This window comes from Acidocella sp. MX-AZ03 (genome assembly GCF_027626035.1).
Taxonomy (GTDB): Bacteria; Pseudomonadota; Alphaproteobacteria; order Acetobacterales; family Acetobacteraceae; genus Acidocella; species Acidocella facilis.
The window spans coordinates 2,370,600-2,383,444 of the sequence record NZ_CP110774.1; the positions used below are offsets into that span (position 1 = coordinate 2,370,600).

Below are 12,845 nucleotides of genomic sequence, written 5' to 3' on the forward strand. Positions count from 1 at the left end.
TCGACATGGGTATCGATGGCCAGCAGGCCGTTATGCGGATCGTTTTCCATTCCCCGCATGGTTGAGCGCCAGGCAACCGGCGTCAAGCGCCTTGCGCATGACCGAGGGCACCGGGGCGGTGCCGACCGGGGCATGCAGCGCGCCCGCCGGCAAAGCGGGCACGCGGGCCACCTTCACGGACAAAGTCAGAGCGAAATGGGTGAAGATATGCTCGATGGCGCCGGCATCGCGCCAACGGGTTTTCACCGGCGGGGTATCCGGCAGAGCCAGCATGCCGCCGAGCAGCCCGCTGGGCGGGCGGCGCAGCAGCAGCACATTGTCCTGCGCGTCCAGCAGCATATAGGCGATGCCCTCACGGTGCGGGCGCTCGGGCTTTTTCGCCTTGGCCGGGAGGGTGGCGGCGATGCCCTGGGCATGGGCCGCGCAATGCGCCATCCAGGGGCAGATGGCGCAGGCGGGGGATTTGGGGGTGCAGATGGTGGCCCCAGATCGAACAGAGCCTGGGCGAAATCGCCGGGGGCCTGGCGGGCGGCTTTGTCGCGCATCAGCGCCTCGGCGGCGGTGGCGATGGTTTTCTTGGAGCCCGGCAGCGGCGCGGTAATGGCGAAGAGGCGGGCGGCGACGCGTTCGATATTGCCGTCCACGGGCAGCACCGGCAGGTTGAAGGCGATCGCGCCGATGGCGTTAGCGGTGTAGGGACCGATGCCGGGGAGGGCGCGTAACCCTTCGATACAATCAGGGAATTCGCCCAGCGCCGCCACCGCGACCGCGCATTTATGCAGGTTTCTGGCGCGTGCGTAATAGCCAAGCCCGGCCCAGAGGGCGCACACCTCCTCCACGCTGGCGGCGGCGAGCGCTTGCACGGTGGGGTAGGTTTCTAGAAATCTGGCGTAATAAGGCCGCACGGTTGCCACAACCGTCTGCTGCAACATGATTTCGGAGAGCCAGACATGGTAAGGGTCGGCATGCTCGCCAGGGGCTGAGCGCCATGGCAGATGACGGCGATGGCGGTGATACCATGAGAGGAGTTTGCGTGCCGGAGGAGGGGAAGAAGAAGCGTGCGCCACGGGCGCCGATTGTGCCGCAGGAATCTGCGCCGCGCAATTTCGGCCCGCGCGGCATCGCGGCGGTGCTGGCGCCGGTCACCCGTCCGGCCTTTCGCAAGCGCGCCCCCGCGGCCGCGCAGCTGATGGCGGACTGGGCGCAGCTGGCCGGACCCGAGCTGGCGGCGCGCGCCGCCCCGCTGAAATTCGCCGGCGGCACGCTGACTCTGGGCTGCACCGGGCCGACCGCGATGGAGCTGCAACTCGCCGCCCCGCAGATCATCGGCCGGCTGAACCTGGCTTTGGGCAGAGCATGATCGAGCGGCTGCGCTTCGAGCAGCAGGCGCCGCGCCCGCCCGCCACCCCGCCGGCCCGCCCGAAACCGCGCCATCCCGCCGCACCACCGGAGGATCTGCCGCCCGGCCCGCTGGGCGAGGCGCTGGCCCGGCTCTACCAGGGCTTAAAATCCCGTGGATAACTCTCACGCCGGGTTGGACTCCCGGCAGGGTCTTTGGCTACACTAGATATAGGAGACAACATGCAGTTTACTCGCCGTTCCATACTATCTGTTGTGGGTGCCACCGCGCTGATGCCAGGCGCCGCCTGGGCCGACTCGGGCAGCCTTCCGGCCACCGAGACGCAGCGCTCGATCGGCGCCGCCACCGCGCCGGTGACGATCATGGAGTTCTTCTCCCTCACCTGCACCCATTGCGCCGAGTTCGGCACGGTCACCATGCCGCAGGTGAAGCCGAAGCTGGTGGATACCGGCAAGCTGCGCATCGTCTATCATGATTTCCCGCTCGACCAGGTGGCGCTGAAGGCGGCCCAGGTGGCGCGCTATCTGCCGGTGGATGAATATTACCCGTTCATCGAGGCGCTGTTTGCCAGCCAGAATGACTGGGCCTTCCAGCAGGGCGAGGATTATCACGCCTCGATCTTCAAATATGCCGCCCTGGCCGGCATGGACCAGGCGACCTACGACAAGGCCTGGAACGACATGGCGCTGGCGAAATGGATTCTCGCCGGCCAGAAGGAAGCCGAGACCACCTACAAGATCAACGCCACCCCGTCCTTCGTGCTGAACGGTAAGACCTATCCGGGGGCGATGGATTACGAGGATTTCGCCGCCCTGATCGCCAAGGCGGCCGGGGGCTAAAGGAGGCTGAATGCCCGCTCGTTTCGCCCGGCTGCGGATTGCCGGTTTCAAGAGCTTTGCCGACCCGACGACGGTGGAGATCCTCCCCGGTCTGACCGGGGTGGTCGGGCCGAACGGGTGCGGCAAATCCAACGTCATCGAGGCGCTACGCTGGGCGATGGGCGAGGCCAATGCCCGCAATATGCGCGGCAATGAGATGGAGGATGTGATCTTCGCCGGCACCTCCGGCCGGGCGGCGCGGAATCTGGCGGAAGTGACGCTGACGCTGGAGGAGACGCTGGGGCTGGCGCCGCCGCCCTTCCAGGAATCGGCGGATCTGGAGATTTCCCGCAAGATCGAGCGCGGGGCGGGCAGCGCCTACAGGGTCAACGGCAAGGAGGCGCGCGCCCGCGACGTGCAGACCTTGTTCGCGGACCTGGCCTCGGGCTCGCGCGCCTCGGCGATGGTGAGCCAGGGGCGGGTCGGTGCGCTGGTGAATGCCAGGCCGGAGGAGCGCCGGGCGCTGCTGGAAGAGGCGGCGGGCATCACCGGGCTGCATGCCAGGCGGCACGAGGCGGAGCTGAAGCTGAAAGGGGCGGAGCAGAATCTGCTGCGCGCCGATGATCTGAAAGGCCAGCTGGAGGCGCGGCTAGGTGAGCTGCGCAAGCAGGCACGGCAGGCGACGCGCTATAAGGGGCTTTCGGGCAATATCCGTGCCGCCGAGGCGGAGCTGCTGTCCATTCAGCGGGCGATTTCGGTGAAGGCGCGGGAGACGGCGCAGGCCGCTTTCGCCGCCGCCGAGGCGCGGGTGGCGGCGGCGGCTGCGAAGGCCGCGGAAAGCGCGGCCCAGGCCGAGGCGGCCGACACCAATCTGCCGGCGCTGCGTGAGGCGGAGGCGCAGGCGCGGACGGTGCTGGAGCGCGCGCGCATCGGGCTGGAGCAGGTGAAGGAGCAGGAAGCCCGCGCCCGCGCGGCGCTGAACGATGCCAAGGCCCGGCTGGAGGCGCTGCGCCGCGACCATGGCCATGCGGAAAAACTGGTGGCGGATGCGCAGGCGGCGCAGGCGCGTCTGGTCGCCGAGCAGGAGGTGCTGCAGCAGGAAACCAGCGCCGCGCCGGCGGCGATCGATCAGGCCGCCGATGAGGCCGAGGCGGCGTTGGAGACGATGCGCGCCGCCGAGGGGGCTGCCACCAAGGCCACCGAATATGCCGCCCGTCTGGCCGCTGAGGCGGAGGCCGCCCGCCGCGCTTTGCAGGAAGCCGAGAGCCGGGCCCGTCGGCTGGGCCAGCGCGCGGCCGAGACCAAGGCCGAGCATGACAAGATCGCCGCGACGCTGATCCCGCCCGAGCGGGTGGCGGCGGCGGAGACGGAGCGCGCAGAGGCCGAGGCGGCTCTGGCCGGGGCGCGCGAGGCGGTGACCGAAGCCGAGGCGGCGAAGGTGAAGGCCGAAGCCGAGGCCGCCGAGGCGCGGACGGTTGCGGAAGCCGAGCTCGCCGGGGCACGCTCGCGCGCCGCCTCGCTGGAAGCCACGGCGACCAAGGTGGGCACCGAATATGACGCGCTGGCGGCGTTGCTGGCGCAGAAATTCGGGCGGGAGAGCCAGCCGATCCTGGATCAGATCACCGTGCCGCCAGGGCTGGAAGCGGCCTTGGGCGCGGCGTTGCGGGAGGAATTATCGGCCTCGGCGGACCTCACCGCGGCGCGGCATTGGCGCGCGCTGCCGGCGCTGGAGAGCACGACCGGCAAGCTGCAGAGCTTCGCCGAGCTGGCGCAGGGCCGGAGGCGCTGAAGCGGGCTTTCTCGCATATTCTGCTGCTGCCGGAGGGCGAGACCGGGGATCTCTATCAGCCGAACCTGACGCCGGGGCAGATTCTGGTCTCGCGTGAGGGCGCGTTGTGGCGTTGGGATGGGTATATCGTCCGCGCCGGGGCGGCCTCCGAGGCGGCGGTGCGGCTGAAACAGCGCAACCGTCTGACCGAGCTGGAGCGCGAGCGCGCCGTGGCCCGCGAGGCCGCCCAGGGCGCACGCGATGAGCGGATCAAGGCCGAGGCAACCGAGCGCGAGGCCCGCGCCAATGAAGCGAAGACCCGCGAGGCGCATCGTGCCGCCGAAACCGCCGCGCGCGAGGCGCGCCGGCTGGCGGAGCAGCGTTTCGACAAGGCCCGCAACGAGGCGATCCGGCTGACCGCCGAGGCTGAACGCGGGGCGTCCCGCGCCGCCGCCGCCGCCGCCCAGGCCGAGCAGGCGGGCAGCGAGGCGCAGGAGGCCGAGGCGGCTTTGGCCAAACTGCGCGAAACCCATGCGGCGTTGCCGGATGTGAATGCGGCCAGGCTGGCGGTGGAACAGGCCCGCAACGCGCTGAACGAGGCGCGCCAGGCCGAGAGTGCCGCCCGCGCCCGGCTGCTGGCGCTGCGCAATGCCGAGACCCAGCGCGGCCAGCGTTTGCAAAGCCTGACCCGCGAGCTGGAAGGCTGGCGCGAGCGTGGCCGCGATGCGAGCGACCGGCTGAAAGACCTCACCGCTCGGCTGAATGAGGCGCAGAGCGGGCTGGAGAGCCTGAACGCGGCACCTGAGCAGGCGCAGACGGCGCATAAGGAAGCGCAGGACGCGCTGCAGGGAGCTGAAACAGCCCATCGCGTCGCCGCCAAGGCCTTGCAGGAGGCGTTGAACGCCAATGAGGGCGCGATGCGCCTGGCCCGCGCCGCCGAATCCGAACTGGCGGCCGCGCGAGAATCCCGGGCGCGTGAGGAAGGCAACATCACCGCCGCTAACCATGCCTGGGGCACGGTGGCGGAGCGGATACTGGAACGTCTCGGCGCCAATCCGGAGCTGCCGGAACCGCCGGAGGTTTTGAATGCCGAGGTTGAGGACAAGGCCCGCAAGCGCTGGGAGCGGCTGCAGCGCGAGCGTGAGGAGATGGGGGCGGTCAATCTGCGCGCCGAGATCGAGGTGAACGAGGCGGAAGCCGCGATCGCCACCATCGACAAGGAGCGCGACGAGATCACCTCCGCCATTGCCAAACTGCGCGGCTCGATCGGGCATTTGAACCGCGAGGGCGGGAGCGGCTGAATACCGTCTTCGCCGAAGTGGATAAGCATTTCCAGGGGCTGTTCGCGCGCATGTTCGGCGGCGGCAAGGCGCATCTGGCGCTGGTCGGCTCGGAGGATCCGCTGGAGGCGGGGCTGGAGATTTTCGCGCAGCCGCCGGGCAAGAAGCTCTCGACACTGTCCTTGCTCTCCGGTGGCGAGCAGGCATTGACGGCGCTGTCGCTGATCTTTGCCGTGTTCAAATGCAATCCGGCGCCGATCTCGGTGCTCGATGAGGTGGATGCGCCGCTGGATGACGCGAATGTCGAGCGCTTCTGCAATCTGCTGGAGGATATGGTGCGCGAGACCGGCACCAGGTTCCTGGTGGTGACGCATCATCATCTGACCATGGCGCGGATGGACCGGCTTTACGGGGTGACGATGCAGGAGCGCGGGGTTTCGCGGCTGCTCTCGGTGGATTTCCACCGGGCGATGGACATGGTGGACCCAGGCCACGCGATGGCTGCGGAATAAGGCACTTAGAGCATCAAGCTTTTAGCTTGAGGCTCTAAGTTTTGTTTTGGCGAGCAATTTCATGTGTTTAGGTTGACGCTGTCGCGTCAGCCTAAACACATATTGCTCTAAACTATCAAAAGTTTTTTGGTGCCGCTTTTTTACAAAAAAGCGGCGAAAACGCTTGGGATTTACCCCATGACGGCGACACAAAAAAGGCCCCGCGAGGGCCTTGATTGTACCAGCTCCAAGGGGAGCGTGTTGTTACCGGACCGTCCGCAGGATGGTCGGGATATCGGCGCGGGAGATGCCGATATCGTTCAGGTCACGCTCATTCATGGCGTAGAGCTCGCTCGCGACAGCGCGGCGGGCCTGCCAGGCCTTGAACCAGCGGCGCAGCCCACCCGTCTTGCTCTCGGCGGCGACAGGAGCCTCGCGCGAGATCACCAGCGACCCGAGCTTGCCCAGGGTGGTACGGTTATGGATAGTCGTCGACATGATTCACCTATTCTCTGATGGAACGGCCGGTTCGGGATGAGCCAGCTGCGTTCCGGAAACGACCAGTTCGTCGCCGTTTCGAGGCATCATATAGGGCATTTCGCGGAATTTTTGTGCAGGTGCGAACGCCGAGTCAGGCCTGCGTTGGAAGCATAGCAACGGGATTACTCATGTCATCAGAACATAACACACGCCTCGCCGCCTTACGCGCTTCATGTCGCCAATACGGGCTGGATGGATATTTGATTCCACGATCCGATGAATATCTGGGTGAATATGTCCCGCCCTGCGGGGAGAGGCTGGCTTTCATCTCCGGCTTCACCGGCTCGGCGGGGCTGGCGATTGTGCTGGGCGCGCGAGCTGCCGTGTTTTCGGATGGCCGCTATACCTTGCAGTTGGAGCAGCAGACCGATGCCAGCGCCTGGGAGCGGCGGCACATCATCGAGGACAAGCCCGCGGCCTGGCTGGCCGAGGCAGCACCGGGCGGGCGGATCGGCTATGACCCCTGGACGATCAGCGCCGAGGCGCTGGGGCGCTTTAGCGGGGTGGAGATGGTGCCGCTCTCGCCCAATCTCATCGACATAATCTGGACGGACCGCCCTGCCCCGCCGCTGGCGCCGGCCTATCCTTACCCGGAGGCGCTGGCCGGGAGAGCAGCGAGGCGAAGCGGCATCGGCTGGGGGCGGCGCTGCAGGCGGCCGGGCAGGATAGCGCGGTGCTGAGCGATGGCGCCTCGCTGGCCTGGCTGTTCAATATTCGCGGCACGGATCTGGAATTCTGCCCGTTCGCGCTCGGCTACGCGCTGCTGCACAAGGATGGCACCGCCGGGCTGTTCATGGCGCCGGAGAAGATCACGCCAGAATTGCGCGCCCATCTCGGCCCGCAAGTGTTCATCGCGACCCCGGAGGCGCTGCCGGGGGCGATCGCGACGCTGGAAGGCCGCGTGGTGCGCTATGATCCGGCGAGCCAGCCGGCCTGGTTTGAGGCGGCGTTGAAGGAGGCGCGGGCGGTGATCGCGCCCGGGCCGGACCCGGTGGCGCTGCCCAAGGCGCGGAAGAATGCGGCCGAGCAGGCGGGGGCGCGCGCCGCGCATCTGCGCGATGGCGTGGCGATGGTGGAATTCCTGGCCTGGGCGGCGGAGGCGCTGCCCACCGGCAAGGAGACCGAGATGAGCGCTGCATCCCGGCTGCTGGCCTGCCGCGCCGCGCAAGACAAATTCAAGGGCGAGAGCTTTCCGGCGATTTCCGGCGCCGGGGAGAATGGCGCCATCATCCATTACCGGGTGGATGAGGCCAGCAACCGGGCGATCAAGCCGGATGAGGTCTATCTCATCGATAGTGGCGGCCAGTATCTGGACGGGACCACGGATATTACGCGCACCATCTGGACCGGCCCCGGCCCCGCGCCGGACAGCGTGAAGGCGCATGTGACGGCGGTGCTGGCCGGCACCATCGCGCTGGCCCGGGCGGTGTTTCCGGAAGGGGTGGCGGGGGCGCATCTGGATGCGCTGGCCAGGCAGGAGCTGTGGCGCGCCGGGCTGGATTACGACCATGGCACCGGGCATGGGGTGGGGGCCTATCTCTCGGTGCATGAGGGGCCGGTGAGCATTTCGCGCGCGGCGCGGCCGGTGGCGCTGGCGGAGGGGATGATCCTCTCCGACGAGCCGGGCTATTATCTGCCCGGTGCCTACGGCATCCGCATGGAAAATCTGCTGCTGGTGCAGAAGGCGGAGCTTCCCGCAGCGAAGACGCAATTCCTGCGCTTCGAGACGCTGACCCTTGTCCCGTTTGATCGTGCGCTGATCGATTCGGCGCGTCTGCCGGCGGAGGCGCTGGCCTGGCTCAATGCGTATCATGCGCGGGTGCAAGCCAGCCTCTCGCCTTATCTGTCTGATAAAGCAGCCGGCTGGCTGAAGCGGGTTTGCGCGCCCATATAAATATTTGACCATCGCGTCGTGGATCAGGCAGTCTTTGAGCTGCGGATTCGCTGAATTTTTGAAGAAAGGGCAAGCCATGCGCCTGTTCGTCGCACTCGACCTCCCCTGGGAGGTCAAGGAAGAACTCAGCGAGCTTTCCTGCAATCTGCCCGGCGCGCGTTGGGTGCCGGAGGATAATTTCCACCTCACTTTGCGCTTCATCGGCGAGGCCAACCGGCTGCAGGCGGAGGAGATCGACATGGCGCTGAGCGCGCTGCGCGGACGCGGGTTTACCTTCTCCCTCTCCGGGCTCGGCTGGTTCGAGAAGAATGGCCGGGTGAACACGCTCTATGCCGGGGTGGAGCGCAATGAGCATCTGGCGCGGCTGCAAGCGAAGGTGGAGACGGCTTTGCATCGCGTCGGGCTGGCGCCGGAGAAGCGGCGCTTTACCCCGCATGTGACGCTGGCGCGGATGGATATGGGGGTGACGCCCGCGCTGACCAGCTTCGTGCAGGCGAATAATCTGTACCGCTCGGCGCCGATCCGCGCCGATAACGTGACCTTGTTCTCCTCCTTCCTGGGCAAGGACCAGCCAACCTACACGCCGGAAGCCGAATACGCCCTGGCTTAGAGCCATATATGTTTGGATTGACGCGGCAGCGGCGAAATAAACACATATGGCTCGCCAAAACATGAGGAGCGCGCGTGGGCGTCAGCCCCTCGCGCGCTACGGCAATCTTCACATTTCTTCGGCTCGACTCGGGGGCGGCCGCCACGGTATCGTTGCGGCATGGACGCGATTGTGACGGGCGAGGCCCTGACGCCGGAGACGCCGGTGGCGGAAGCGGAAATCGAGCAGACTGTGATCCGGACATGGCGCTTTGCCCTGGTGCCGGCGCAGCTGAAGGCGCTGGAGCAGAGCCCGCTCTTCGGCCCGCCGACGCGGGCGAAGCGGCTGCAGGAGCGCTATCTGGATACGGAAGATTTCGCTCTGGCGCGGGCCGGGGTGACGCTGAGCTGGCGCAAGGCGGGGCGCGGGATGCGGCTCAGCCTGCTGCATGAGGGGGTGCGGCTGGACGCGGCGCAGAGCGGCGAAGACCCGGATTTGAGCGCCTTCGGCCCGGCCTGGCAGGCCAGCCTGACCACGCTGCTGCAGGATGCGCCGCTTTATGAGATTGCCGGCGCCAGGCTGCGCCAGACCACGCGCAGCTTCGCCGGGGCCACGCTCTGTTTCGAGGCCGGACAGCTCAGCGCCGAGGGGGAAAGATCGCCCTGGCGGAGGTTGAACTCTGCGGCCCGGCCACCGCCCTGGCCGATGCCGCGCTGGCGCTCGCCGGGCAGGCGGCGCTGACCCTGCAACCGGAATGCCCCGGCCCGCGCGCCGTGCGCCTGGCCGGCGGGCCGATGCTGAAGCCGCAAAAGGCTGCCGGGGCGCTGGAGGGGGCGCCCTGCCTGGATGAGGCGGTGCATGACGTCATAAAATCCTGCCTCAACCAGTTCCGCGCCAACTGGGCGGTGTTCGCGCATGGAGACCAGGTGGGGGCGGTGCATCAGATGCGGGTGGCCATGCGCCGGCTGCGCTCGGCGCTGGGGCTGTTCAACCGGGCGCTGCCATGTGGGGAGTTTCTGCTGCTGCGCGAGGAGGCCAAGCGCATCGCCAACGCCATGGGCGAGGCGCGCAACTGGGACGTGTTCATCGAAATGCTGCAAGACGGGCCGGCCAATGCCTTCCCGCAGGAGCGCGGCTTCGCGGCGCTGGCGGCGCAATGCCGGACCCATCGCGCCGCCGGCTATGATGCCGTGCGCGCGCTGCTGGATGATCCGGCGACGACGCGCTTCATCATCACCGCCGAGGCCTTCATCGCCAGGCGCGGCTGGCGCGGCGGCCTGCCCGTGGAGGCGCTGGCGCAACTGGCCGCCCCGGCTAGCGATTTCGGCGCCATCTGCTTGCAGCGTTTGCATCGCAAGCTGCGCAAGCGCGGGCGCCATCTGGCGGCGCTGCCGGCGCATGACCGCCATCTGGTGCGCATCGAGTTGAAAAAGCTGCGCTATGCGGCTGAGTTTTTCGGCGGGCTGTGCGCGCAGAAGGGCAAGGTGCGAAACTTCAACCGCGCCGCCGCGGCGTTGCAGGAGGAGCTGGGCAAGCTCAACGATATGGCGACCGCCGAAGGGCTGGCCACGCGGTTGCAGGGCGGCACGCCGGAGGCGCTGCGGGCTCTGGGCATCGTGCTCGGCTGGACCGCGCATGCCGCCCTGGGCGAGCCCCGGGCGCTGAACGCCGCCTGGGCGGAATTCAAGAACACCAAGCTTTTCGTCTGACCGAGGGTTTTTTCAAAACCCGCAAAAACTTTGGGTCTGTCCCAGATCTTCATTCATCTGGCCATGATGTCGATCCTTCAAGGCGTTGAAGGTATAAGCCGGAAACTTATCTGGGACAGCCCCAAAACTTTCAAACCGGCAGCGTCACGCTCACCCGCAGCCCCTGCGCCAGATTGGCCAGCGCGATATCCCCGCCATGGGCGCGGATGATGTTGCGGGCGATCGACATGCCGAGCCCGGAGCCGCCGGTTTCCCGGTTGCGGCTGGTCTCCAGCCGGTGGAAGGGCTCGAAGACGCGCTCCATCTCCGCCACCGGAATCCCCGGCCCGTCATCCTCGATCTCGATGCGCAGCGTGCCCTTCACCGGCGGGTGCAGCCGCACCCGCGCCGCGTCGCCATATTTCAGCGCGTTGGTGATGAGATTGCTCAGCGCGCGCTTGAGCGCCAGCGGCCTTGCATTGATGGGCAGATGCAGCGGGCCCTGGTAATCCACCGTCTCGGCGCGCTCGGGGTCGAGATCCCCCGCCTCGTCCACCAGCGTGCGCAGCAGGCTGGCCAGATCCAGCCGGGCCAGCGGCTCGGTGGTGGTGATGTCCTTGCCGAAGGCCAAAGTGGCGGCGACCATCGCTTCCATCTCGTCGAGATCGGCCAGCATTTTCGCCCGCTGCTCGTCATCCTCCATATATTCCGCGCGCAGTTTCAGCCTGGTGATCGGGGTGCGCAGATCATGACCGATGGCGGTGAGCAGGAAGGTGCGGTCCTCGACGAAGCGGCGGATGCGCGCGGCCATGGTGTTGAAGGCGCGCGCCGCGGTGGCGATCTCCTCCGGGCCGGTTTCCGGCAGCGGCTGGGCATTGACCACGTCGCGCCCGAACAGTTCGGCGGCGCGGGCCAGGGTTTTCACCGGCACCAGCAATTGCCGCACCGCCAGCGTGATCATCATGCCGCCCAGCAGCATCATCACGATGAAGGCGGTGGCGAAGCCCGGCGAGCGCCAAGGGGCGGGGGATGCAGCTCGGTCGTCACCGTCAGCCACATCAAGGGCGGCATCAGCTCGTCCGGCGAGGGAAAGGCGAAGGGCGGCGGGCCGTCAGGGAAGCCATCTGGCGGTTGCGCGTGATCGGGCGGGCCGGCATCGGGCGGGGCAGCGGCGGAAAGAACAGCCCGTCCGGCAGGCCGAAACTGACCATCAGCCGCAGCGGATGCGGGATGATCCGCAGCACGATGCCGCGCGGATGGATAGGGCGCGGGATGCCATAGGTGAAGATGCCGGCGCGCACCGCCTCGGCCATCGGCAGCGGCATCGGCAGGGTGCCCTGCTGGGGCGGCACCATGGTCAGGCTGACCGTGTCGCCCTTGGGCACCGGCTCGCGGGCCGCCACGAGGGCGCGGTTATCCGGCTGCGCCAGGGCGATATGGCGATAGATGATCGCCGCCCGGGTGGCGAATTCCTGCTCCTCGACCAGGCGCTGCAGATTGATCTGGTTCACCGTATGCACCAGCAGCCCCAGCATCTGGATCAGCGCGAAGCCGACCAGCAGGAACAGAATCGTCCGCCGCGCCAGGCTGTGCGGCAGCAGGCGCGTCCTGAAACAGCCCAATCTCAGCCGCCGAAAGATCAAAGCCGCTCGACGGGGGTGGAGAGCACGTAGCCGCCGCCGCGCACGGTCTTGATCAGCTGGGCGTTGCGCCCGTCATCCTCCAGCTTGCGGCGCAGGCGCGAGACCGCGACATCGATCGCCCGGTCGAACGGCCCGGCCTGGCGGCCGCGCAGCAGGTCCAGCAGCATGTCACGGGTCAGCACCCGGTTCGGCCGGTCCAGCAGGGCGACCAGCAGATCATACTCGCCACCGGTGATCGCGACCTCGGTGCCGCTCGGGTCCAGCAGGCGCCGGCGCGCGGTCTCCAGCACCCAGCCCGCGAATTGGTAGGTTTTCGCGGTCTGGTCGGCGGCGCGGTCCTCCGCCTCGGCGGTACGGCGCAGCACCGCGCGGATGCGCGCCAGCAGCTCACGCGGGTTGAAGGGCTTGGTGACATAATCATCCGCCCCCAGCTCCAGCCCGATGATCCGGTCGGTCTCATCGGCCATCGCGGTGAGCATGATGATCGGCACGTTGGTCTCGGCGCGGAACCAGCGCGCCAGCTCCAACCCGCCCTCGCCGGGGAGCATCAGGTCCAGCACCACCAGCTGGTAATGGCCGTTGAGGAAGGCGCGCCGGGCCTCCTTCCCATCGCGCGCGGCGGTCACGCGCAGACGCTGGCGCTCCAGGAATTTCGCCAGCAGATCGCGGATTTCACGGTCGTCATCGACGACGAGTATGTGCGGCAGGGTGTCCATGGCTGTTACAATAGCGATCCGCTGGGGCTTTGGGCAGATGAGGTTGCAATACGTGACA

The 12,845-nt window shown here is 67.6% G+C and carries 10 protein-coding genes and 3 pseudogenes; 8 read left to right on the forward strand and 5 right to left on the reverse strand.

Annotated elements, in window-relative coordinates; translation table 11 throughout:
- Nucleotides 1-30: 30 nt before the first annotated feature.
- A pseudogene (locus GT370_RS13105) lies at nt 31-932 on the reverse strand (A/G-specific adenine glycosylase).
- Nucleotides 933-988: 56 nt separating this feature from the next.
- Between GT370_RS13105 and GT370_RS13110 the strand changes: the two are divergent.
- The 4 genes and pseudogenes from GT370_RS13110 to GT370_RS21530 all read left to right on the forward strand — a co-directional run bounded on the left by GT370_RS13110 (nt 989) and on the right by GT370_RS21530 (nt 5,738).
- On the forward strand, nt 989-1,360 hold the full coding sequence (locus GT370_RS13110; protein WP_270183188.1) for a DUF721 domain-containing protein: 372 nt from the start codon (nt 989-991) through the stop codon (nt 1,358-1,360).
- On the forward strand, nt 1,357-1,521 hold the full coding sequence (locus tag GT370_RS13115) for a hypothetical protein (RefSeq protein ID WP_270183189.1): 165 nt from the start codon (nt 1,357-1,359) through the stop codon (nt 1,519-1,521). Before GT370_RS13110 ends, GT370_RS13115 begins: the two co-directional genes overlap by 4 nt.
- A gap of 60 nt (nt 1,522-1,581) precedes the next feature.
- On the forward strand, nt 1,582-2,199 hold the full coding sequence (locus GT370_RS13120; protein ID WP_039885161.1) for a DsbA family protein: 618 nt from the start codon (nt 1,582-1,584) through the stop codon (nt 2,197-2,199).
- A gap of 10 nt (nt 2,200-2,209) precedes the next feature.
- Nucleotides 2,210-5,738: pseudogene (locus GT370_RS21530) on the forward strand (chromosome segregation SMC family protein).
- 243 nt (nt 5,739-5,981) lie between these two features.
- Here the strand turns inward: GT370_RS21530 and GT370_RS13140 are convergent.
- Complete coding sequence (locus GT370_RS13140) at nt 5,982-6,215, reverse strand: DUF1127 domain-containing protein (RefSeq protein ID WP_008494169.1); 234 nt, start codon at nt 6,213-6,215, stop codon at nt 5,982-5,984.
- Nucleotides 6,216-6,385: 170 nt separating this feature from the next.
- Between GT370_RS13140 and GT370_RS13145 the strand changes: the two are divergent.
- From GT370_RS13145 to GT370_RS13160, 4 genes and pseudogenes are all read left to right on the forward strand, one after another.
- Nucleotides 6,386-8,151 (forward strand): annotated as a pseudogene (locus GT370_RS13145) (aminopeptidase P family protein).
- A 76-nt stretch (nt 8,152-8,227) separates the two neighbouring features.
- The gene (gene thpR / locus GT370_RS13150; protein WP_039885284.1) at nt 8,228-8,761 is read left to right on the forward strand and encodes an RNA 2',3'-cyclic phosphodiesterase; all 534 of its coding nucleotides are present in this window, start codon (nt 8,228-8,230) and stop codon (nt 8,759-8,761) included.
- Between the two features lie 171 nt (nt 8,762-8,932).
- Entirely contained in the window at nt 8,933-9,481 is a 549-nt protein-coding gene (locus tag GT370_RS13155; RefSeq protein ID WP_270183193.1) for a hypothetical protein, read from the forward strand.
- 53 nt (nt 9,482-9,534) lie between these two features.
- Entirely contained in the window at nt 9,535-10,449 is a 915-nt protein-coding gene (locus GT370_RS13160) for a CHAD domain-containing protein (RefSeq protein WP_270183194.1), read from the forward strand.
- A gap of 130 nt (nt 10,450-10,579) precedes the next feature.
- On the opposite strand, the gene GT370_RS13165 is transcribed toward GT370_RS13160, so the two are convergent.
- Genes GT370_RS13165 through GT370_RS13175 form a run of 3 tightly spaced genes read right to left on the reverse strand, consistent with a single transcriptional unit; the run spans nt 10,580 to nt 12,787 of the window.
- Nucleotides 10,580-11,485 carry an ATP-binding protein gene (locus GT370_RS13165; protein WP_442865430.1) on the reverse strand — a complete coding sequence of 302 codons (906 nt, stop codon included), beginning with the start codon at nt 11,483-11,485 and terminating at the stop codon, nt 10,580-10,582.
- Nucleotides 11,486-11,498: 13 nt separating this feature from the next.
- The gene (locus GT370_RS13170) at nt 11,499-12,050 is read right to left on the reverse strand and encodes a hypothetical protein (protein ID WP_270183195.1); all 552 of its coding nucleotides are present in this window, start codon (nt 12,048-12,050) and stop codon (nt 11,499-11,501) included.
- Between the two features lie 17 nt (nt 12,051-12,067).
- Nucleotides 12,068-12,787: a response regulator gene (locus tag GT370_RS13175; RefSeq protein WP_008494163.1), complete on the reverse strand. Its 720-nt coding sequence runs from the start codon at nt 12,785-12,787 to the stop codon at nt 12,068-12,070.
- Between the last annotated feature and the right edge of the window lie 58 nt (nt 12,788-12,845).

Coding starts and splice junctions, on each gene's coding strand:
- GT370_RS13110 (WP_270183188.1), top strand. CDS start 989: ATGGCAGATGACGGCGATGGCGGTGATACCATGAGAGGAGTTTGCGTG.
- GT370_RS13115 (WP_270183189.1), top strand. CDS start 1,357: ATGATCGAGCGGCTGCGCTTCGAGCAGCAGGCGCCGCGCCCGCCCGCC.
- GT370_RS13120 (WP_039885161.1), top strand. CDS start 1,582: ATGCAGTTTACTCGCCGTTCCATACTATCTGTTGTGGGTGCCACCGCG.
- GT370_RS13140 (WP_008494169.1), bottom strand. CDS start 6,215: ATGTCGACGACTATCCATAACCGTACCACCCTGGGCAAGCTCGGGTCG.
- thpR (WP_039885284.1), top strand. CDS start 8,228: ATGCGCCTGTTCGTCGCACTCGACCTCCCCTGGGAGGTCAAGGAAGAA.
- GT370_RS13160 (WP_270183194.1), top strand. CDS start 9,535: ATGCTGAAGCCGCAAAAGGCTGCCGGGGCGCTGGAGGGGGCGCCCTGC.
- GT370_RS13175 (WP_008494163.1), bottom strand. CDS start 12,787: ATGGACACCCTGCCGCACATACTCGTCGTCGATGACGACCGTGAAATC.